The 21931-nt window shown below is 59.0% G+C and carries 17 protein-coding genes; 7 read left to right on the forward strand and 10 right to left on the reverse strand.

Annotation, left to right across the window (positions count from 1 at the left end; genetic code table 11):
* Positions 1-95 precede the first annotated feature (95 nt).
* Positions 96-1844 (reverse strand): gamma-glutamyltransferase, encoded by a 1749-nt coding sequence (gene ggt / locus E1297_RS18945; RefSeq protein ID WP_155141115.1) that lies wholly within the window; start codon positions 1842-1844, stop codon positions 96-98.
* Positions 1845-2018: 174 nt separating this feature from the next.
* On the opposite strand from ggt, the gene E1297_RS18950 reads away from it, so the two are divergent.
* A complete protein-coding gene (locus tag E1297_RS18950; RefSeq protein ID WP_209015858.1) occupies positions 2019-2348 on the forward strand; it encodes a cytochrome c in 330 nt (109 codons plus the stop codon).
* A 5-nt stretch (positions 2349-2353) separates the two neighbouring features.
* Here the strand turns inward: E1297_RS18950 and E1297_RS18955 are convergent, their stop codons facing one another.
* A complete protein-coding gene (locus E1297_RS18955) occupies positions 2354-3328 on the reverse strand; it encodes an endonuclease/exonuclease/phosphatase family protein (RefSeq protein ID WP_209015859.1) in 975 nt (324 codons plus the stop codon).
* Between the two features lie 136 nt (positions 3329-3464).
* Here E1297_RS18955 and E1297_RS18960 point away from each other — a divergent pair, with 136 nt between their 5' ends.
* The 3 genes from E1297_RS18960 (at position 3465) to E1297_RS18970 (ending at position 8412) form a co-directional block, all read left to right on the forward strand.
* Complete coding sequence (locus tag E1297_RS18960; protein WP_256372738.1) at positions 3465-3821, forward strand: YchJ family protein; 357 nt, start codon at positions 3465-3467, stop codon at positions 3819-3821.
* 322 nt (positions 3822-4143) lie between these two features.
* Positions 4144-5244: an efflux RND transporter periplasmic adaptor subunit gene (locus E1297_RS18965; protein WP_196223359.1), complete on the forward strand. Its 1101-nt coding sequence runs from the start codon at positions 4144-4146 to the stop codon at positions 5242-5244.
* A 15-nt stretch (positions 5245-5259) separates the two neighbouring features.
* Positions 5260-8412: an efflux RND transporter permease subunit gene (locus tag E1297_RS18970; RefSeq protein ID WP_155141122.1), complete on the forward strand. Its 3153-nt coding sequence runs from the start codon at positions 5260-5262 to the stop codon at positions 8410-8412.
* Positions 8413-8442: 30 nt separating this feature from the next.
* On the opposite strand, the gene E1297_RS18975 is transcribed toward E1297_RS18970, so the two are convergent.
* The 3 genes from E1297_RS18975 to E1297_RS18985 are packed head-to-tail and all read right to left on the reverse strand — an operon-like array spanning position 8443 to position 14343.
* Positions 8443-11838: an error-prone DNA polymerase gene (locus E1297_RS18975; RefSeq protein WP_209015861.1), complete on the reverse strand. Its 3396-nt coding sequence runs from the start codon at positions 11836-11838 to the stop codon at positions 8443-8445.
* Positions 11835-13505 (reverse strand): DNA polymerase Y family protein, encoded by a 1671-nt coding sequence (locus E1297_RS18980; RefSeq protein WP_155141124.1) that lies wholly within the window; start codon positions 13503-13505, stop codon positions 11835-11837. The genes E1297_RS18975 and E1297_RS18980 overlap by 4 nt, the downstream gene beginning before the upstream one ends.
* Positions 13387-14343 carry an ImuA family protein gene (locus E1297_RS18985; RefSeq protein WP_155141126.1) on the reverse strand — a complete coding sequence of 319 codons (957 nt, stop codon included), beginning with the start codon at positions 14341-14343 and terminating at the stop codon, positions 13387-13389. Before E1297_RS18985 ends, E1297_RS18980 begins: the two co-directional genes overlap by 119 nt.
* A gap of 250 nt (positions 14344-14593) precedes the next feature.
* On the opposite strand from E1297_RS18985, the gene E1297_RS18990 reads away from it, so the two are divergent.
* Entirely contained in the window at positions 14594-14743 is a 150-nt protein-coding gene (locus E1297_RS18990; RefSeq protein WP_155141128.1) for a hypothetical protein, read from the forward strand.
* A gap of 13 nt (positions 14744-14756) precedes the next feature.
* On the opposite strand, the gene E1297_RS18995 is transcribed toward E1297_RS18990, so the two are convergent.
* From E1297_RS18995 to E1297_RS19010, 4 genes are all read right to left on the reverse strand, one after another.
* Positions 14757-16388: an acyl-CoA synthetase gene (locus E1297_RS18995; RefSeq protein WP_155141129.1), complete on the reverse strand. Its 1632-nt coding sequence runs from the start codon at positions 16386-16388 to the stop codon at positions 14757-14759.
* A gap of 99 nt (positions 16389-16487) precedes the next feature.
* Positions 16488-17714: a murein L,D-transpeptidase family protein gene (locus E1297_RS19000; protein WP_155141187.1), complete on the reverse strand. Its 1227-nt coding sequence runs from the start codon at positions 17712-17714 to the stop codon at positions 16488-16490.
* Positions 17715-18041: 327 nt separating this feature from the next.
* Positions 18042-18998, reverse strand: coding sequence for an acetyl-CoA carboxylase carboxyltransferase subunit alpha (locus E1297_RS19005; protein WP_155141131.1), 957 nt, complete (start codon positions 18996-18998; stop codon positions 18042-18044).
* A gap of 167 nt (positions 18999-19165) precedes the next feature.
* Positions 19166-19996, reverse strand: a complete 831-nt coding sequence (locus E1297_RS19010; protein ID WP_209015863.1) for a DUF3108 domain-containing protein — start codon at positions 19994-19996, stop codon at positions 19166-19168.
* Between the two features lie 334 nt (positions 19997-20330).
* Between E1297_RS19010 and rpmB the strand changes: the two genes are divergently transcribed.
* Together rpmB and E1297_RS19020 are read left to right on the forward strand one after the other, a co-directional pair.
* A complete protein-coding gene (gene rpmB, locus E1297_RS19015) occupies positions 20331-20627 on the forward strand; it encodes a 50S ribosomal protein L28 (RefSeq protein ID WP_155141133.1) in 297 nt (98 codons plus the stop codon).
* A gap of 120 nt (positions 20628-20747) precedes the next feature.
* Positions 20748-21401, forward strand: a complete 654-nt coding sequence (locus E1297_RS19020) for a VUT family protein (protein WP_155141135.1) — start codon at positions 20748-20750, stop codon at positions 21399-21401.
* Between the two features lie 77 nt (positions 21402-21478).
* On the opposite strand, the gene E1297_RS19025 is transcribed toward E1297_RS19020, so the two are convergent.
* Positions 21479-21868, reverse strand: coding sequence for a hypothetical protein (locus E1297_RS19025; RefSeq protein WP_155141137.1), 390 nt, complete (start codon positions 21866-21868; stop codon positions 21479-21481).
* Positions 21869-21931: the final 63 nt, after the last annotated feature.

Genomic DNA, 21931 nt, shown 5'->3' on the forward strand with positions numbered 1-21931 from the left:
GGTTCGAATCCCATCGCCCGCTCCAGATTTCAAAGGATCCTGTCCTGACGGACCGGATCCTTTTTTGTTTTATTCACGCATTCTGACGCAACATGTCAGTATCCCATCGTCAGCGCGCCGGCCCGGCGCGGATCCGACGCACCGGCCAGTTGTCCGGACACGCGCATGATCGATTGGGTCGATCCCATTACATTCTTGACCGCAACATCATGGCCCTTGCCCTCCAGAAGCGCGACCGTATCCGGCGAAAGCCCCTGTTCAATCCGGATCTCATCGGGAACCCACTGGTGATGAATGCGCGGCGCGGCACTTGCCTCCGCGATGTTCATGCCATGATCGACCACATTCATGATGACCTGCAGTGTGGTTGTGATGATCCGGCTACCTCCCGGGGACCCTGTTGCCAGAAAAAAATCGTCATCGCTGAACACCAGTGTCGGGCTCATGGATGACAGTGGTCTCTTGTCACCAGCTACCGCATTGGCCGCCCCGCCGATCAGGCCATAAGCATTCGGCACGCCGGCTTTCGCGGAAAAATCGTCAAGTTCATTGTTCAAAAGCACCCCGGTTCCCTTCGCCATCACGCCAACGCCGTAAGAGAAGTTCAGCGTATAGGTGTTCGACACCGCATTGCCGTCCTTGTCGACAACGGAATAGTGCGTGGTTTCATTGCTTTCGTAAGGTATTGGATTGCCGGGCTTCAAGCTGCTCGAAGGCGTTGCCTCTTCAAAAGATATCCCTGCAAGAAGGTCACTTGCATAGTCGCGATCCGTCAGTCCCCCGACCGGCACATCAACAAAATCCGGATCGCCGAGATATTCGGACCTGTCCGCGTAGGCCCGTTTCATGACCTCCGCCATCAAATGGATGGTCTTTGCAGAGTTGTGCCCCATTTCCCCGACCGGATGCTGCTCCAGCATATTCAGCATCTGAACGATATGGACCCCGCCGGAAGACGGTGGCGGCATGGAGGCGATTTCGTATCCGCGATAAGTCCCCGTGACCGGCTCCCGCCAGACCGGTTTATAAGCGGCCATATCCTGCAGCGTCATGCCTCCTCCGGCAGACTGGACGGTTGCCACGATTTTGCCGGCAACGTCCCCCTCATAAAATCCGGCCGCGCCCCGGTCCGCGATAGCGCGGAGCGTATTGGCAAGATCCTCCTGTTTCAGCGTTTCACCGGGAAGATAGGGGATCAGGCCACCCTTATAAAAAACGGCTGCGGTTGCCGGGTCTCTGGTCAAGCGGTCCACGCGCGACAACAAGGATCCGGAAAGGTCATGGGTGACTGCAATGCCCTGATCAGCCAGCCGGATCGCTGGCGCGACCAGCTCGGCCCAGCTCAGGTCTCCGCTTCCATATTTCTGGTAGGCAGCTTCAAATCCTGAAACGGTTCCAGGAACACCAATCGCCAGCCCGGAGAAACGCGACTTGGTCTTATCCGGTTCGCCGTCTTCACCGAGAAACATATCCTCTGTTGCGGCCGCCGGGGCCTTTTCCCGGTAATCCAGAGCAACGGTTTCATCCCGATCCGCCATATGGATCATCATGAAGCCGCCACCACCGAGGTTCCCCGCGCGGGGCAAGGTAACGGCGAGCGCAAAGCCTGTTGCAATGGCTGCGTCGACCGCATTGCCACCTCTTTGCAGGATGTCCACACCCGCCTGCGTCGCCAGAGCCTCCTGGCTGGCCACCATGCCGTTTTGGGCCAGCACCGGATGAAAGCGGTCCTGCCCCGAAATGATTGCGGCCTGCTGGGCCGAAACAGGTTGGACATCGACAAGAAACAGCAGGCAAACAGCCAGAAGACCACGCGAAGCGCGATGGAAACCCATGTTTTTCATGAACACCTTCCCAGAACCCCAAAAGTCATTTCAATCACGGACTTTGAGCGCAATGAAGATTTTTGACAATAGCGCCGTCACCGTGCGTCTCGGTACGTAGACATCCGGTCGCAAGGCCGCCCTGAATGTCCTAGCCTCGCGGCATGATTGCCGATTAAAGAAGGAGAGCCTGCCGTGACAAAGTGGATTTCCACGCCTATTGCGTTCCTTTTCTTCTTTGGTCCCAGTCTGGGGACCATTGCCTTGTCACAGGCAGATGCCTGGCAGGGGAAAAGAATTGCCTTGCAATGGTGTGCTTCGTGCCATCTGGTTTCCGAAGATCAGCAGGTCGCAAGCGATGCCACCCTGCCAAGTTTCTACGAAATCTCGATCAATGAAGAATGGACCCGGGAAACCCTGTCGACTTTCCTGGCAGATCCTCACCCCGTCATGCCTGACATGAACCTGACCATTCGCGAAATTGCCGACATCACCGAATACATTGACAGCCTGCCGTCAAATTAGGACGTTCACAGAGCGAATTCGGCACAGACTGCAGCATGAAAAGAGGCGTTTTCGGCATCCGTTCCAGCGTCAAACAACTCGTCAGCCAGGTCGGAATTGAAAATCTCCACCTTTGAGAAACGTGCCTTGAGGGCCTGACTGACAAGGATGTGATCGAATGTCCGTCCACGGCCACCGTGCAGGATGGTGGCACGCTCCTTTTGCGGCAAAAGCGCATCAATCTGAAAAAGCTGCCGGTCTTCAAGGTCCGGATTGCCGGTTTCTTGGCAGTCGGCCCGGACAAGCCGCAACGCACTCGCATCACTTGTGGCATTGAAGTCACCTGCGGCCAATACAAACGCATCGGGATTGGCATCCAGCACCCGGTCCACAGCCAACCGAAGGTCGAGGGCTTGAGCGGCCCTTTTCACCGCGGACAAAAAATATCCTTCCGCCCAGCTGGGCACGCTTTTCCATCGCTGCGCCGACAGTTTGCCCCCGGGAATGGGAGCAGCAATTGGTGCACGCAAATGAACGCCAAAAACATGGAGTGTCCCTTTCGCACCCAGGTCGATTTGGGCTTGCAAAAGCGGACGTTCAAACCGCACCGGTTCCGGCGCTTCTTGCGGCGGATCGGCATGGCCCGGCTGCCAGAACGGGGCTTCCATGTGCTCCTGGTACAGCGCCCGGCAAGCACTGACCGGAAATCGGGACAACAGAACCAGATTGTGCCGGTCGCCGGGCACCGGCGCTTCTTCACGGGTGCTGTAGGCCATATGATAATCGGCATAACAAGTCTCCTTGAGCAACATCTCAAGTGCCGAAAAATCACGCACTGTTGCACCTTGAGGCTTCTGGGCATTGACCTCTTGCAGGCACAGGATGTCAGCCTCCAGATCCTGCAAACGCGGCCTGAGCGCCTTTATCCGGGGTTGAAGCAGATCCGCGTCAAGGCGCGTGCCGCCGAAAGATTCCAGATTGTAGGTCGCAATGCGAAGCACGGCCCCTCCTTGGATTTGGTCCTCCCCCAAACCTATTCCAATGCTGCTTCCGATGGTAGGGAGACCCAAACAGGACACAGGCTGAAAAAGTAAAATGACCGGAACATCATGCCCTTGCGGCTCAGGAAAAGAACTCTTGCAGTGCTGCGGCCCCTACCTGGAAGGAGCGGCTGCCCCAACCGCTGAATCGCTGATGCGATCACGGTATGCAGCCTATGTCTTGCAGAAGATTGCTTATCTGAAGAAAACGCTTTGGCCCAAATACCAGCCGGGATTTGACTTCGAAGCAACCGCGCACTGGGCGGAACAAAACCATTGGACCGGGCTCACTGTCCTGGCAACGGACAAGGGCGGTCCGGGGGACCGGGACGGGACGGTTCTGTTTGAGGCGAAGTATCTGGCAAATGGCCAACTCCAGCTGCACCGGGAGCTCAGCCGGTTCCGGAAGAAGGCCGGCCGCTGGTACTATGTCGAGGCGATGCCCGAGCGGTGACCTTCTGATGGCCTGCAGTGCAGAAACTTAAGCCAGACTACTGTCAGCGTTCGGGAAGGTAGGGGCCGGGACCAGAGAAGTCCAAGGACCGCTTAAGTGGCATCGAATCCACGGCGCCTACCAGGTTCGAAGCCCCCCTTTTGGGTGGCATGTACCAACACGAAAATCGATAGCTTCCGAGCGATTATGGGCGCTGACCTCCTGAGAGGTAGCGCTCGACGAATGAAAACAAATTCACTTGGCGTTCATGCAGTGAATTGACCCCGCGTGAATCGAGTGCAAGGGTATGGCCCGGTCTTTTTTCGGGAGAAGTACCCTCGTCATGCGCCTGCTTCCCTTCGCTTGTCCGTTTGTGATCGTCCTCGGTGTTTCGACATCTGTCTCTGGCCAGACCCAACAACCCCTGCCAGCAGTGGTGGTGGAAAAGGCAACAACAATGAAGGCTGAGCTGACCGACAAATATGTCGGCCGTGTCGAGGCGATCAGTACGATTGATATAGTGGCACGCGTTGAAGGCTTTCTGGAGCAGCGGAATTTTATTGAAGGGGATCTGGTCAAGAAGGGGCAGGTCCTCTACCAGATCGAAAAAGGCACCTATGAAGCCAGCCTCAAGGATGCGCAAGCCGAGCTGGAGGGGGCCAAGGCGACCGCGCTGGAAGCACAGCTTGACGTCGAGCGGCAAAAAGCCCTGCTGGCTTCCAATGACATATCTCAGTCCACCTACGATTCTGCAGTCGCAACACTTGGTGCAGACAATGCGGCGGTCGGCGAGGCAGAGGCTGACGTTCAGACTGCCCAGATCAATTTGTCCTACACCACCGTCTCAAGCCCGATCGACGGGCGCATCTCCGTCACCGCGGTGAATGTCGGCAATCTGGTGGATAGCGACAGCGGCACACTTGCCACGATCGTCAGCATCGACCCCATCTATGTGAGTTTTTACATCAGCGAACGAGACCTGCTGGAGAAACGCCAGCAGGGCCTTATCGGCGAAAACTCCTCTCTCCTTGAAGTGAAGCTGACCCTGTCCGACGGATCCGACTACGGATCGTTGGGCAAGATCAACTATGTGGGCAACGAGATCGAATCGACCACCGACACGATCCAGATGCGGGCTACATTTGAAAACAAGGATGCTCTGCTGATCCCGGAACAGGTCGTCACAGTCACATTCAACAATCCGGATGCCAAGGAAGAGCTTGTCATCGGACAAACCGCGATCCAGCTCGACGCAAAGGGACATTTTGTTTTTGTGCTGAACCAGAATGACGAGGTGGAGAGAAAGGACGTGACCCTGGGCAATCAGATCGGACGGGACTGGGCGGTGAAATCCGGCCTGAAAGCCGGGGACCGGGTTGTTGTTCAGGGACTTCAGAAAATTCACGAGGGCATGAAAGTCGCTCCAACCGAAATACAATCCTGATCCGGGGCCCGTCGCATGCTTCCAAGGTTTTTCATCGACCGGCCCAACTTTGCCCTGGTCATTGCAATCATCACAGTTCTGGTCGGCGCCATTGCCAGCCGCCTCGTCCCGATTGCCCAGTTTCCCGATATCACTCCGCCTCAGATCCAGGTCATAGCCTATTATCCCGGTGCGAGTGCCAGCCTGATCCAGAAGGTGGTGGCCTCGCCGATCGAGGAGCAAGTCAACGGCGTGGACAACATGATCTACATGTCGTCCATCTCCTCAAGCGAGGGCGTCTACACGCTTTCGATTATCTTCAATATCGGAACCGATCCGGATATAGCGGAAGTCCAGGTTGAAAACCGGGTCGCACTTGCAGAGCCGGATTTGCCGGATGCAGTGACCCTTCTGGGCATCGAAACACAACGCCGAAGCAGCAATATGCTGCAAGTCATCAACCTGATTTCGCCCAACAATACCCATGACCAGCTTTTCCTGAGCAACTATGCGACGAATGTCGTTCAGGACCCCCTGAGCCGTATCAGCGGGGTGGGGGATGTCAGCCAGTTTGGTCCGCTCGATTACAGCATGCGGGTTTGGCTTAACCCGGAAAAGATGGCGGCACTGAACCTTGATGCATCCGATGTCGCGACAGCAATCGAGGCACAGAATATTGAAGCTGCACCTGGCTATGTCGGCGCGCCCCCCTTCGGAAACTTGCAGACAGATTTCCAGTTCACACTGGAAACCAATGGGCTTCTGGAAACTGCCGAAGATTTTGAAAATATAATCCTCTCGGCGGAAACGGACGGGTCTTACGTCCGCTTGAAAGACGTTGCCCGCGTCGAGTTGGCCTCCGAAGACTACAACATCAGTTCCAGCTACAACGGCAAGCCCTCCGCGATCTTTGCCATTTTCGAAGAATCGAACGCCAATGCAATCCAGGTGGCCGACGCCGTTCGAGATAGAATGGTGGACCTCGCGAAGCAATTTCCTGAAGATCTTGAGTATGTCTTTGCCTATGACGTGACAACGGCCGTCAGGGTCTCGATAAGGGAGATATTCGAAACCCTTCTCCTCACCTCTGTTCTGGTGATCAGCGTCACGTTTTTTTTCCTGTTGAGCTGGCGGGCGACGATCATTCCGGCAATTGCCATCCCTGTTTCGCTTCTGGGCACGCTGGCCCTGATTTACCTGATCGGCTTCAGCGCCAACATGATCACGCTTTTTGCGTTTGTTCTGGCCATCACCCTGGTGGTCGATGATGCGATTGTCATCATTGAAAACACCGAACGCATCATGGAAGAGGAAGACCTCGACGCACGCGAGGCGACGCTCAAGGCAATGACACAGGTAACCAGGCCGATCATTGCGACAACCTTCGTACTGGCAGCCGTCTTTGTTCCGGTCTGCTTTTTCCCGGGGATCACTGGGGAACTCTATCTCCAATTCGCCCTGACCATCACGGTTGCTTTTCTGCTGTCCGCGGTCAATGCGCTGACCCTCAGCCCGGTTCTGTGTTCGAAATTGCTCTCCCGGGGAAGCGGACGGCCGAAGGGGATCTTGAAAGCAATCCCCAGCGGCGTGGACAAGGTCAGGGATTTATACGTCGCCTGCGTAAAGCTCCTCCTTCGGGTGCCCATCATTTCTGTAGTGCTGTTTGCAGCAGTCCTTGTTGGAGCGGTATACCTCTTCAAGACAACTCCGACCGGCTTCATTCCGCAGGAAGACAACGGCATCCTTTTCGTCAATGTGGAATTGCCGGAAGGAGCGTCCCTACAGCGGACGGAAGCTGTTCTGGCCAAGATCGACGCGGAAATTCGCGATCACAAAGGTGTCTCTGCTGTCACGACCATCGCGGGTTACAGCATCCTGGCCTACGCACGATCAAATGTCGGCATGGTCATCCTGCTGCTTGACCCGTGGGGAGAACGCACAACCCCCGACACACAGTGGCGAGCCATCATGCAGTCTTTGAATGTCAAGCTCGCGGCGATGCCAGATGCGACGTCTTTTGTCTTCCCGTTACCCTCCATTCCCGGGATTGGGTCCGCAGGTGGGCTGACAGGTGAGTTGCTGGACGAAGAGAACGGATCAATCACGGATTTTGATGCAGTCAAGAATGCGTTTGTGGCCGCCTTGCGGAAAGAACCCGAATTTGAATCGGCCTTCAGCGGCTTTTCGGCCAATGCTCCGCAGTATTTCGTTGAGATAGACCGGGACCGGGCGGAGGCGCTTGAAGTTTCAGTTTACGATATAATCGTTGCCCTGGAAGCAACATTCAGCTCGGTCTACGTGAACAATTTCGTGAAGGATGACCGCGTTTACTGGGTGGTCATATCAACAGAACCCGAATACAGGCAAAAAATCTCGGATATTGATGGTGTCTATGTCAATAACAGTGACGGAGACTCTCTGCCGCTGCGGACATTCATCACTGTTAGCCCCACACTTGGGGCCGAAATCATCTACCGGTTCAATCTGTACACATCAGCTGATGTGACCGCACAGTTCAATCCCGGGGTCAGTTCGGGAGAAGCCATTCAAAAGTTCATTGAAGTTGCCGAGGCCAACTTGCCGAAAGGCTACGGTTATGCCTGGACCGGCATCACTTTGCAGGAAGTCCTGGCTTCGGGCCTTGTCACCTTGATCCTGGTTTTGGCGGTGGTGTTTGCCTATCTCTTCATGGTTGCGCTCTACGAAAGCTGGATCCTTCCGATTTCAGTGATGGCATCGACCGTATTTGCCATATTCGGTGCCCTGATCCCGCTCCAGTTTGTGCCGGGCCTGAGCAACGACATTTATGTACAGATCGGCATTGTGCTTCTGATCGGGTTGGCTGCGAAAAAAGCCATCATGGTGGTGGAGTTTGCCAAAAACTATCATGAAGCTGGCTACACTCCGTATGAGGCGGCCGTAAAAGCGGCTCATATCCGTTTCAGGCCGGTAACCATGACCGGGCTGTGTTTCATATTCGGTGTGGTGCCGCTGTTGCTTTCAAGCGGTGCCGGCGCGGCGGGACGTATTTCGATCGGCTATCCAGTTTTCTTCGGCATGATCATTGACAGCACCTTGGGCCTTTTGATGATCCCGGTCCTGTTTGTCTGGATCCAGAATCTGAGTGATCGGCTGCTTGGCAGAAGGACACCGCCATCCGGTGAGCAAGGCTCAGCGAAAGCATCCTGATTGCCGGTTAAAGTGCTTTCGTTTGACGGCCTAATGAAAATTTCTTCCGCCCGGCAGCGCCTTGAGCATTTCGGGCGGAGTGGCGCGCGGTCTGTGGCGTGCAATGTCTTCACGGAGCTCCGGCACCTCGTCGACAAGCTGTTTCAGGCGGCTTGCCGGCTTAATCTTTTCAGACAGTTCGATCACCGGGCGCTTGACCTCATCGGCTCGGGCAAGGCCCGCATCCTTCAGATCCATGCCGGAAATATCGGCCATCATCGGGGTGACATCCTCGACACTGTCAGCCACCACGTGAATGACCCCGCTTTCAGATTGCAGCCGTCCGCGCACCTTCAAGAACCGTGCACCCAGCACAAGCGGGCGGTATTTTTCAAACACCTTCGGCCAGACGATCACGTTGGCAATGCCTGCCTCATCTTCCAAGGTCATGAAGATCACGCCCTTGGCCGAGCCCGGCCGTTGCCGCACCAGCACGAGACCGGCCACCGTCAGAAAGCGGCCGGATGGCCAACGCTCCAGATCCTGACAGGGCACAACGCGCTGCGCGGTCAACTTCGGGCGCACGAAGGCAACCGGATGCGCCTTGAGCGACAGGCTCAGGCTGCGGTAGTCGGCAACCACATGCGCCCCCGGCGGCATGGGCGGCAATCCCGCATCCGGCTCGGGCCTCAAGTCCGCACTGGAAACAGCGTCAAACAAGGGCAGGCGATCCTTGTCCCGGCCGGCCTCAAGCCCTTGCGCTGCCCAGATCGCCGCTCTCCGGTCCAGTCCGAGCGAGCGGAACGTGTCGGCTTCCGCAAGCTTCATGATCACGGACCGCCCAAGCCCGCTGCGCAACCAGACATCGCGGACCGAATCATAGCCTGCCCCCCGTTTTGCAATCAGCTGCTCCATATCAGCCTCCTTGACACCCTTGACCATCCGCAATCCAAGCCGGACGGCCCGCTCGGACCGGATGACATCCCACATCTCCTTGTGACGGGGATGCAGGTGATCTTTTGCAGGCACACCCGGCTCCAGGGTCGCGTCCCAGCCTGACAGATTGACATCGGCCTCACGCACATCGACGCCGTGCTCGCGGGCGTCCCGCACCAGCTGGGCGGGGGCATAAAAGCCCATGGGCTGTGAATTCAAAAGGGCTGCGCAGAACACGTCCGGGTAGCGCGCCTTGATCCAGGAGGAGGCATAGACCAGAAGGGCAAAGCTCGCCGCATGGCTTTCCGGAAAACCGTATTCGCCAAACCCCTCGATCTGGCGGAAACACCGCTCGGCGAACGCCCGGTCATAGCCGTTTTTCGCCATGCCTTCGATCATCTTGGTCTGGAAGGTACCGATGGTGCCGACCCGCCGGAAGGTGGCCATCGCCCGGCGCAGGCGATCGGCCTCGGCCGGTGTAAACCCGGCTGCGACAATGGCGATCTTCATCGCCTGTTCCTGAAACAGGGGTACGCCCAGCGTCTTGCCGAGAACCGCCTCCAGTTCCTTGCTCGGATAGGTCACCTGCTCCAGTTGCTGGCGCCGCCGCAGATAGGGATGCACCATATCGCCCTGGATCGGGCCGGGCCGGACAATCGCAACCTCGATCACCAGATCGTAGAAGGCCTTTGGCCGCAGACGCGGCAGCATGGTCATCTGGGCCCGGCTTTCCACCTGAAACACGCCGACGGAATCGGCCCGGCACAACATGTCATAAACAGCCCCCTCTTCCGGCGGGATCGAAGAGATTGAATAGGCCTGCCCGTAATCCCGCCTCAGCATATCGAGCGCCTTGCGGATCGCCGTCAGCATGCCCAAGGCCAGAATGTCGATCTTCAGGATGCCGAGTGAATCCAGATCGTCCTTGTCCCACTCGATGACCGTCCGGTCTTCCATTGCGGCATTCTGAATCGGAACGACCTCGTCAAGACGGCTCCGGGTGATCACGAAGCCGCCGACATGCTGGGAGAGATGCCGGGGAAAGCCGATCAGTTGCCGTGCCAGTTCCAGCACTTGCGCAAGCCGCGGATCGGACGGGGCCATGCCGGCTTCTCGCACCTGGGAGGCATCAGTGCCGGACCCGCCCCGCCCCCAGACCATGCCGGCCAGTGCCCCGATGGCATCTTCTGAAAGGCCGAACACCTTGCCCACCTCGCGCAGGGCCGAGCGGCTGCGGTAGGTGATCACGGTCGCCGCCAGCCCGGCGCGTTCGCGGCCATATTTTTCGTAGATATACTGGATCACCTCCTCACGCCGCTCGTGCTCGAAGTCGACATCGATATCCGGCGGCTCCCGGCGTTCGGGGGAAATGAACCGTTCGAACAGCAAATCCGCACGTTCCGGGTCGACCTCGGTGATCCCGAGACAGAAACAGACCACCGAATTGGCCGCCGATCCGCGGCCCTGGCAGAGAATGCCGCGGCTGCGGGCAAAGCGCACCACATCATGCACCGTCAGGAAATAGGGCGCATACTCCAGCTCGCGCACGAGGGCGAGCTCATAGGAAATCGCGAGGCGCACCTTCTTGGGAACTCCGTCCGGGTAGCGCGTGTTCGCTCCCTCCTCAGCAAGGCGCTCCAACTCGTCTTGAGGTGTCGCGCTTTGGCCGCAGGGTTCCTCCGGATAGTCATAGCGGAGCTGGTCCAGGGAGAACGCGAGCTCATCCATGATTTTCAGGCTCTCGGACAAGGCCCCGGGTGCGGCGCGGAAGAGGTCCGCCATCTCCTCCGCCGCCTTCAGATGCCGTTCCGCATTGGCCTCCAGCCGCCGGCCCGCCGTTTCCAGAGTTTCATGCAGCCGGATGCAGCTCACCACATCCTGCAAGGGCCGCCGCTCCCTTGCGTGGTAAAGCACATCGTTTATGGCCAGAAGCGGCACACCCGCCCGGTTTGCAATCTCTTGTGCCCAGCCCAGACGGCGCCGGTCAAAAGCGCCGCGATGCAGGGCGCAGGCCAGCCGGACGGCCTTGCCAAACCGGTTCGTGAGCCTGTTCAGGACGGAAACGAGACGATCCGGACCCGGCAAGCCATCCGGCAGAACCAAGGCCATGGGCGAACCGCCCTGCAAGACCTCCAGATCGCTGAAGACCAGATGGCACGCCCCCTTTTCGGCCCGGCGGTTGCCGAGGGTCAGGAGCCGGGTCAGCCGCCCGTAAGCGTCCCGGTCCTGCGGCCAGACGAGCAGGTCCGGCGTCTCGTCGAGAAACACCAGGCGGCATCCCGGATAAAACCGCAATTCGGCTTCCTTGGCCGCCATATGGGCACGCACGACACCCGCCACCGAATTCCGGTCACACAGGGACAGTCCGGACAGGCCGGTTTTTCCGGCTGCCATCACCAGCTCTTCCGGGTGGGACGCACCATGGAGAAAAGAGAAATTGCTCGCCGCGCAAAGTTCTGCGAACTGCGGCCCGGAAAACCCGCGGTCTGAGAAGCGCGGCATGCCGGTCATGCGAACACCCCTTGCAGGAACCAGCGCGGTTCGCGGGTCTCTTGCGCATAAAGCCCTTCCCTGTAAAGCCAGAACCGGCGTCCGTCCTCATCCTCGATCCTGAAATAGTCGCGGGTTGCCGCTGCCCCATCAGCGGACGCGTCGGCAGCCCCCACCCACCAGGGCGGCGCAATCCGTTCCGGCCCCTCGGAGCGCACAACCTTGTAAAGCACCCGGCGCCAGCGGAACCGCAAGGGTGGCCCGTCCGGCACCATGGCAACGGTCTCGACCGGTTCGGCCGGGTTGATCAGGCGCAAGGGACGCTCCAGGGGCAAATCCTGCCAAGTGGGGTCTTCGCTGTCGAAGCCCTGCTCCGGCCCTTCCGCCAAACCAGGCCCCAATCCCAGGTCATTGCCAGCCAGCCCGACCCAGGAAAGCGCATCTTCACGCACAGTGGCAGCTGGCACCAAAGCGCACTGGCTTTCCGGGACATGCCGGTCAACCGGCAAAAGCCGCCCGACCCGGGCAAGCCCCAACCGGGCCCCCAAACGGTCGATCAGACCGGCGAGATCAGCATCTGTTTCTGTCTGCCCCCGCCCCGACAGGCTGAGCTGGTCCGGGGCGTCGGCCTGTGCCTCCAGAACGGACAGGCGCACCAGATCATATCCGAACCCCGCATCAAGAACACTTTCATCCGCTTTCAGTTTTTCCGAAAACAGCGCCAGAATCCGTTTGGGCAAACGCAAGGGCCTGCTGGTGCCGACAATCATCTTCTGGACAGCACCATCAACACGAAACAGCGCCAGCTCGAAGGCCCGTCCGCCTTCAACCCGGCGCTCCAGAGCCTCGCAGACCTGCTGGCCAAGGGACAGGGCAACGGCGCGGACATCCTCAATCCGGGCAATCGGTTCGAAAAAGCGCCGCTCGGCCATGACAACAGGCATGACAAACCGGGGCGAAACCGGCTCGCCCTGATGCCCCAGGGCCTGATCCAGTCTCAGGATCAGCTCCGCACCATACCGGCGCGCCAAAGGGGCCCGGGGGCGCTGCAAGATGTCACCAATGGTCTTGAGCCCGACAGTGCCAAGCGCCTCGACCGTCTCCTCTGCCAGCCGGAGAGCCGGCAGAGGCAAAGCCCGAAGCGCATCCTCGAGACCGCCTTCGGGAACGCAGCCCCCGTCTCCAAAACGGGCCACCGCCCAGGCAGCGCCAGGCGTACCGGCAATTGCACCGCACACCGCAAAGCCCTGCCCCTGCAACCGGGTCAGAACATCGGCAAGCATCGCCTCCTCGCCGCCGAACAGATGCGCACAGCCGGTCATGTCCAGAAACAGGCCATCCGTGCCGTCCAGCGCCACAAGCGGGGTATAGCGGTCACACCAGTCGGCAATCAGCGCCAGCAGCCCCAGATCCAGCTCAGGATCGGCCTCCTCGACAAGCAAGTGCGGTACCCGTGCCCTGACATCGGCGAGAGGTTCGCCCAGCCGGATGCCCAGGGCCCGTGCCGTTGCATTGATACCGGTCAGACGCTGCGCCTTGCGCATTTTCGCAGTGACCGCAAAAGGCGGTTCAGCTCCCCTTGCCCGAGAGGGCGCGGCCCGGCGCAAGGGACGCAGAATCCGGTCGCAGGCCAGCTCCGGGAACCAGAGGGAGAGAACGCGCTGGTGCGGCAAATTCTCTTGCTGCATATGTCCACTCCACAGTGAGACGGCCTTCCCGGCCAGTCCGGTTCCGGTTCAAATCGACGACCCAGACCGGCTGTCCGAGCCCGTCATGCGGCCCTTGCGGGGACAAGGGTGGCACGGCGGAAACATGAGGCGCCACACACCAGCGCGTGGCTGCGGCCGTCGGTTCCCCCACAACGCCATGGCGGACCAGAAACACCGGCACCCCACCCGCCTGTGCACGCAGCATCAACCGGCGTGTCGCCGTCAGGTCCAAAAGCTTCAAGGCGCCCTGCACTTCGCCCACGACCGCCGCAAGTGCCGGACAGCGAGCGCCCTCTTCCATCGCCCACAAGAGCTCTTCCGCCCGGCGCGGACGCACCAGAATGAGCCGCGACGGATCAATCCCGAAGCGCATCAGACCGGGTCCATAAGGCTGCCCAGCCTCCCGGCCAACCTGCGGATCAAGACACCACAGGACACTTCCTGACCGGTTTTTCATCAACCGGGCGATCACCCCCATGGCAAACCCGGTCAAGGCACCCGAATTCCGGCTCTGGGCACTGACCACTTCATGCAGCGCCGGTTTTGAAAAAACGGCCCCGCGCATCAGGTTTTCCAGCACCCCGAGCCCCGGTTCCGTTTTTTTTGCCGGAGCCTTGGGGGATGTGTCCGGCCCCTGCCCGGAGGCGGCGGGGGCAAGGGCCGGACCAAGCTGCGTTTCAAAGGGGAGGCGGCCCTCGAGACCCGCGATACGGCGGCGCAGCTCGGCAATCTTGCCGGGTTTGGTTGACGGATGAGACAGGCCCCTGTCCGGCCTGCCCATACCTGTCCTGACGGGAGCGGCACGGTGCACGGGCATTTCAACCAACCCATTTGTTCTCTATTTGTTCCCATAGATTCCGGACAATGCCTCCGGAGTCAAGAGGGAGATCATTTAATGTCGCGCGTGCATAAAGAATAGGCAAAAATATCAACAAAAAACTCAATACACAAGTAAATATGTCATATTACAATTTTATTATTAAAAATATTTCAAAAATTTAAGTTTACCAGAAGCAAATGAATAATAAATTTGTTCGATTATTTTGTTTAAATCTCGAGGATTGGCCATGTTAAAGCGTTTCGCCAAGCAAAGACAAACTTCAATCACACAGGAAATCGCGGGACTGGTCGACCGGGTCGACAGCCTGAGCGAGGGCGAATACCAGCGCCTCAAGAGCCTGGACCGCAGCTATCAGTTCTGGCGGCGCTTCAACTGACAGGGGCTGGACCTCACCCCGCCTCCAGTCTGGCCTGCTCACGCAGCCTGCGCCGGATGACCTTGCCCGTTGTGGTCATCGGCAGTTCGGAAACGAACGAAATTTCCCTCGGATACTCATGCGCCGAAAGGCGCATGCGCACATGGTTCTGAATGTCTGCCGCTAGTGTGTCCAACGCCGGACACCCCTCTTTGAGCACCACATAGGCCTTGACGATTTCGGTCCGGATCGGGTCAGGTTTCCCGACGGCTGCAGACAGCGCCACAGCCGGATGGGTCAGCAAGCAGTCCTCGATTTCGCCCGGTCCGATCCGGTAACTTGCCGAGGTGATCACGTCATCATCCCGACCGATAAAATGGATGTAACCGTCGGCGTCGCACAGGCCCTGGTCTCCGGTGATCATCCAGTCCCCGACAAATTTTCCGGCCGTGGCCTGCGGGTTGTTCCAATATTCCAGGAACATCACCGGGTCCGGACGGCGGATTGCGATCTGCCCCAGGGTTTCCGGAGGCAAGGGGGTTCCGGTCTCATCGATGATCGCCACCTCGTGCCCTGGAACCGGCTTGCCGATCGCACCGCTGCGCGAAACACCGGCTGCCGCACAGGACCCCAGAACCGCATTACATTCCGTCTGGCCGTAGAACTCATTGACGGCAAAGCCGAACTCATTTTCAAACCAGTCATAGGCTTCCCGCCCGAGCGCCTCACCCGCCGACCCGACACTGCGCAATTTCAAGTCGAAGCGGGCAGCCGGGCGGTCAACTGCCCGCAGCATCTTCAAGGCCGTTGGCGGAATGAAGGCATTGCGGACCTGTTCGTCCTGCATGAGGCGGAAAGCACGCTCCGGATCGAATTTCCGGACACCGCAAGACACAACCGGCACACCGAAATGCAACGCCGGAAACAGAGCATTCAAAAGCCCGCCTGCCCAAGCCCAATCGGCCGGGGTCCACAAAAGGTCGCCCGCTTGCGGCATGAAATTCTGCGACATCTGAATGCCCGGCAGATGTCCCGGCAAAACCCGGTGCCCATGAAGCACGCCTTTGGGCTGCCCCGTCGTGCCGGATGTGTAGATCATCAGCGCCGGATCATCAGCGCGCGTTGCAAGCGTCTCGAAGCGGTCACTTGCCTGTTCCAGCAAGGTATTGAACTCAAGGACCCCGGCGTCCCCGCCCTCGATAGAGACAATCAGCTCAAGACCCGGCAGATCCGCGCGAATGAGGTCGAGCTTTTCAAGCCCGGCCGCATCGGTGATCAGCGCGAGAGCACCGGAATCCCGCAGTCTGTAAGCCAGCGCATCCAGACCAAACAGGGAGGCCAGCGGAACGGCAATACCGCCCATCTTGTAGATACCGAGATGCGCAATCGCGGTTTGCGGACATTGCGGGAGTAACAAGGCAACCCGGTCCCCCCGGCGCAGGCCCTGTGCCTGAAGCACATTCGCAAACCGGTTGGCCGCACGATTGAGCGCAAGGTGACTCCAATCCTCCCGCCGGCCATCCTCATGGATGTGCCGGATCGCCAAAAGGCCGGGCTGCGCTGACGCCCAGTGATCACTGACACTTTGGGCGATGTTGTAGGCCTCGGGAAGGCGCCACGAAAACCGCGCCTTAAGCGTTTCGAGGTCACCGGCTGATTGAAGCATGAAAAGGCATCCGCTGCACAAAAACAGGGCACAGACACTAGCTGCCCCGGTTATGCAGCGCAATAGAGGATGCGGCAGCGCAAAATATGCACTTCAGGATTATTGGGGCTTGGCCTCCGGAACCGCAGCAGGCTCGACCGGGTCGAACGACACCGAGGCTTCCGCCTCACGGGTTCCACCAAAGGGCAGCCACCGCTTGATGACCGCTCCAACGCCGTCATCGTCCTGCTGGCTTGGAGCCGCAAAGGCGGAAGCTACGCCAGTTGCGCTGCCCGGGCGAACAGGTGCTGCCGCCACAGCACCGGAAGCAGCCTCGCCCGACACGGTATCTGCCGTTGCCAGTGCGGTGCTATCTTCTTCCACCGCAGTGGCAACAGGCGCTTCTTCGTCATCCCCGCCCCCGAGGAAGCCGGCAATCTGGCTCTGCCGCTCTTCCCAGCGGCGCTGGCGTTCTTCCCGGGCCTCGATACGGGCCACAATCTGCTGGAACTTTTCGTTGTCCTTGCTCTGCTTCTGGTCGACAAGCTGCTGAAGACGCGCCGGGACCTCATAATCCGGACACTTGGCAGTCGCGCGGAACGGAACGCCCTCGACAATCGGCGTGGCATCGAAGACATATCTCTTTTCGCAGACCGAAATCTTCGGCGGAACATTGGTGAGCTCAAAGTGGTCATAGCCCACTTTCAGCATGCGCCAAAACTCCAAATGTTCGTTGTCGCGATGCTTGGCCATGTTTTCCGGTGTCATGCGAAAGGGGAACGCCTGTACCTGAAACGTCCGTTGACCACCCTTGAAGCTGTCACGCGCCAGCGCGTAGATGTCCTGCACCTGTTCATCGGTCATGGCGTAACAACCACGCGAGGAACACGCCCCATGAACCATCAGGTGAGAGCCGGTGCGGCCGTGCGCCTGATCATAACGGTTCGGGAAACCCAGATTGAACGCAAGATGATAGCTGGAATACGGGTTCATCAGGCCGGGCGTGATCTCGTAGAACCCCTCGGGCGCCTGACGGTCCCCCTCTTTGAACTTTGGGCCAAGTTCGCCGGACCATTTGCAGATCTCGAAACTCTCCAGAAGCTCGAACCGGCCGTTGCGTGCTTCCTTCCAGACTTCAAGCTGGTTTTCCTCCTTGAAGATCCGGATCATGATCGGCGAGGTCGCGCTCATGTCCATGCGGGCCATCTTCGCCTTGACCGCCAGGCTGACCGGACGCTGCGCCTTGTTGGCATCGGTGAATTCATCCGCCTGGCAGCCGGCGAGAAAACCTGCGACAAGCGCCGCGCCGAAGGCATGACGCACACGGCGCCCGGCCAAACGCGGCATCTGCGACGCCCCAAGGTTCAACATTTTTGCCGTCAAAGATTGCCAAGTGGCCATGTGATCGTCCCGAACCCAGTCGCGCCGGACCTTGTCCGCCGCCACACCCCGTTGCCCGCACTCAGGCTATGGAACTATGGTTGACAGACCATTACCGGAGACGACCCTCCCCTATCGGGGTGAGGATCACAAGAGAGTTTCTGCCCACCAACTCAAAGTCAAAAAGCCGTGGCTGAAGAATCTGGCCAAACAACGGCAAACACGGCGATTGTGCGGCACTCCACCAAACGGAGTGCCATCACATTCACGTTAGAAAAGACCTGCAGCCGTACCTCAGGACAGGGTGCGGCCAATTGAGAGGAACTTTTCACGCCGGTTCTGACGCACGGTTTCCGCATCCATGTCCGCCATGTCCGCCAATGCGGTTTCGATCGTCCTGCCTGCCCGGTCGATCACGGTTTCGCGGCTACGGTGTGCGCCGCCGGACGGTTCTTCAACGATACCGTCAATGACACCGAGCTGCAAAAGATCCTGCGCCGTGATCTTCATGTTCATGGCCGCATCCTGCGCCCGCGCGCTGTCGCGCCACAGGATCGAGGCCGCGCCTTCCGGCGAAATCACCGAATAGATGGCATGCTCGAGCATGAACACCTTGTTGGCCGTCGCAATCGCGATCGCACCGCCCGATCCGCCCTCGCCGATCACCATGGCAATGCTCGGCACGCCAAGCCCGAGCCCCTTGTCCGTGGACCTTGCAATCGCTTCCGACTGGCCGCGCTCTTCGGCGCCGATGCCCGGATAGGCTCCGGCCGTATCGACCAGCGAAATCACCGGCAAACCATACCGCTCGGCCATATCCATGATCCGCACAGCCTTCCGGTATCCTTCCGGGCGCGCCATGCCGAAATTGTGCTTGAGGCGCGTTTGGGTGTCCGCACCCTTTTCCTGCGCAAGGATCGCGACCGACTGGCCACGGAACCGGCCAAGACCGGCAATGATCGCATGATCCTCGGCAAACTTCCGGTCACCCGCCAGAGGCGTGAAATCCTCGATCAGTCCGGCAATGTAATCCGCCGCATGAGGCCGGTCAGGATGACGGGCCACAAGGGTTTTCTGCCACGGCGTTAGCTTGGTGTAGATCTCCTGCAGCGTATACGCAGACTTGCCCTTGAGCCGTTTGATTTCCTCGTCAACATTGACAGCTTCCCCACCGGCGGCAAGCGCACGGAGTTCCTGGATCTTGCCTTCGATATCGGCGACGGGTTTTTCGAATTCCAAATAGCTGTGCATGTACTCGGCAACCTGAATGCAGACCGGGCCCGAAACTGGGCGGCGGCGGTCATGTGTACGCCGGAAAGGCAGAAACCAAGGGTCCGCCTCACGGAACGGGTTTGAGCTAGCGCTCTAGCAAGACAGACGTATGGGCGCAAGAGCGCCGGGGCAAGAGGACCGGACCGCTAGCGCTGCGCCCGGTCAGATTCATCGGAAGAAATGTCGAGTTTCGAGGCCTGGACGACGAGACGCCCGGTTCTGGTTTGAAGGGAAATGCGATAGGGAATCAAAACATCGTCGCGGCCGGCGGGCGCAAGCCATGTCTCCATGGCTGCTTGCTGCATGTGTTTCACACTTGCCTTTGACGGCCGGTGACCGGCCACCGGGATCCACTTTGCCTTGCACACAACAACCGGCCCGTCATAGCCCCGTCCGGACACCTGCTTGATCTCGCGGAAACTCAGTTGAATGTCGAACCGTGTCCAGCCATCGAAGATCGGTAGTTTGCGGGCACAGGCCTCGGGGCCAAGGCCGTCGCGCGAGGCCTTGACCGGCATCAGCGCCGCACTCAACGGATCCATCGCATTGCGCCGGTGGCGCCTGGTGATCTTGACCCGCTCCGGGTTCGGCTTGAATTGCGGCGCCACCTGCATGGACCGGATATGGCCGGAGCCTTGCGCCAGGAGGACATAAAAATCCCGATTGGCCGCGTGCGATGCCATCTGGTACTTGGAGGGCACGACCTTGCTCCCGACCAGCCAGCCGGAAGCTTCCGCGCCCCCCTTGCCGGTTGAAAACAGGGTGCCAATGCCCGCAGGCTCCAGTCCGACCTTGGCCGAATAGGCATTGCCCTGCAGGGCCAGCGACAAGGTTGCCTTGCCGATCTTGAACCCGGCAATGGACACGGAATAGAGCCCGCCGACACTCGCCGTCTTGGCATCTGCCGGCGCGCCCAGGCTTGCAGTCATGATCAGCGGCAGGACCATCGCCCGCCCGAGAAACTTGAATACCGACACGTTTTTCCTCCGCGCCGCCAACTGGCAACGAACACTGCGCCCCTACACATTCCGCGAGGTTAGACTACCAAACCTACGTGTGGAATGTGCCCGGATTGTTGGTAATCATGGTAACTCCAAGGTTAACATAGCATGGAACCGCATGCCCAAATCAAGGAATCGCGCCAACACCGTCCCAAACACCTTGACGATGGCAGGCCGGCCCTTTATAGCGGGGCAACTTTTTCCGAGAAATGCCGGAGATACGATCGTCGATCCTCAGGACCGCGCCTTTTCCGGTTGAAACTGCCGGATCCCTCGTAACGGGCCGGCCACGAAAACAAAAGGTGATATCATGGCACGCCGTTGCGAACTCTCCGGCAAGGACGTGATGACAGGCAACAATGTCTCTCACGCCAACAACAAGTCCCGCCGCCGGTTCCTCCCGAACCTGGTCAACGTGTCCCTGATCAGCGACACGCTTGGCGAAACCGTCAAGATGCGCATCAGCGCACATGCCCTGCGCTCCGTCGAGCACCGTGGCGGTCTGGACAACTACCTCATGAAGGCCTCCGACGAGACCCTGTCCATCAAGGCTCGCCAGCTGAAGGTTGCCATCAAGCGCAAGCAGAACGAAGCTGCTGCAGCCTAAGGCATTTTCCGGCGAAGCAAACAACGCTTCGCCGCATCCAAGATGCACCAACGCATTTTAGAGCATGTTTTGTGACCATCCGGCCGCGAAACGTGCTCTAATTCTGTTTGGGGACAAGATATGACAGATACAAGGACCCTTTCCGCTGCCTCTCTCGCCATTGCTGTTGCCGCGATGGCAACAGTCGTTGTGGCCTCCAACTTTCTGGTTCAGTATCCGGTCAACGGCACGCTTGCAGGCATGAACCTCGCCGATCTGTTGACTTGGGGTGCCTTCACCTATCCGGCAGCGTTTCTGGTCACCGACCTGACCAACCGCCGTTTCGGGCCGCAGGCCGCGCGTCTTGTGGTTCTGGCCGGCTTCATCACAGCTGTCGGTCTGTCCGTCTGGCTTGCCACACCGAGAATCGCGATTGCCTCCGGTTCGGCGTTTCTGGTCGCCCAACTGCTCGACGTGACGCTTTTCGACCGGCTTCGCCGCATGGCGTGGTGGAAGGCCCCGTTCTTCTCCTCCCTGCTCGGCTCGATCATCGACACGCTGCTGTTTTTCTCGATTGCCTTTGCTGCCGGCTTTTCCGCCGTCCTCGGATTTTACGACGATTTCGCCGTCGAAGCGGCGCCACTGCTTGGCGTGATCGAGTATGAGACCGCCCGCTGGATGTCCTGGGCCCTTGGCGATTTTGCCGTCAAGATGCTGGTGTCCGTCACCATGCTCGCGCCCTACCGGATCGTGCTGTCATTTTTTCAGCCAACGCCCAGCGGTTCTGCCGCCTAAGGCGAACACAAGGCCGTTCAAAGGAAAAGCCCCGCGCGATGATTAGTCGCTGGGGCTTTTTTATGGGTTTGGCGACGTTACGAATCGACCCTCTGACAAACGCCTACATCTTGAAAACGGGGCCGACCGGCACGCAACTCCCACAGTTTTGGCGGAACCAAATCATCAACGCCTCGATAGCGCTTTATGTCTTCGAGATTGATTTCGCCATATTTTCCTGATTGTAGCGGCACCCCAATCTTGTTTGGGGCAAACTCGACCATGTTGAATGCACCCACACAGAAATACCTGTCATTCGGGCCAGTCAGATACCATCCCTTGAAATCCCGGCTTGTCAGCTTGCTTGTTTTATATCCTGCAGCCTTGAGCTCTTCATAGCTGGCCGTGGGGGCTTCCAGTTTGGTTTGACATGCAGACAAAGCCAAGAGTGTCCCACACGCAAGCACTCTTAAAATGCGATGAGCCATCAATCCCCCGATATGTCATTTTTGGCAGTGTACGAGCGGATATCTCCCCGACAACCAAGGGCA

This window comes from Roseibium sp. RKSG952 (assembly GCF_009711355.1).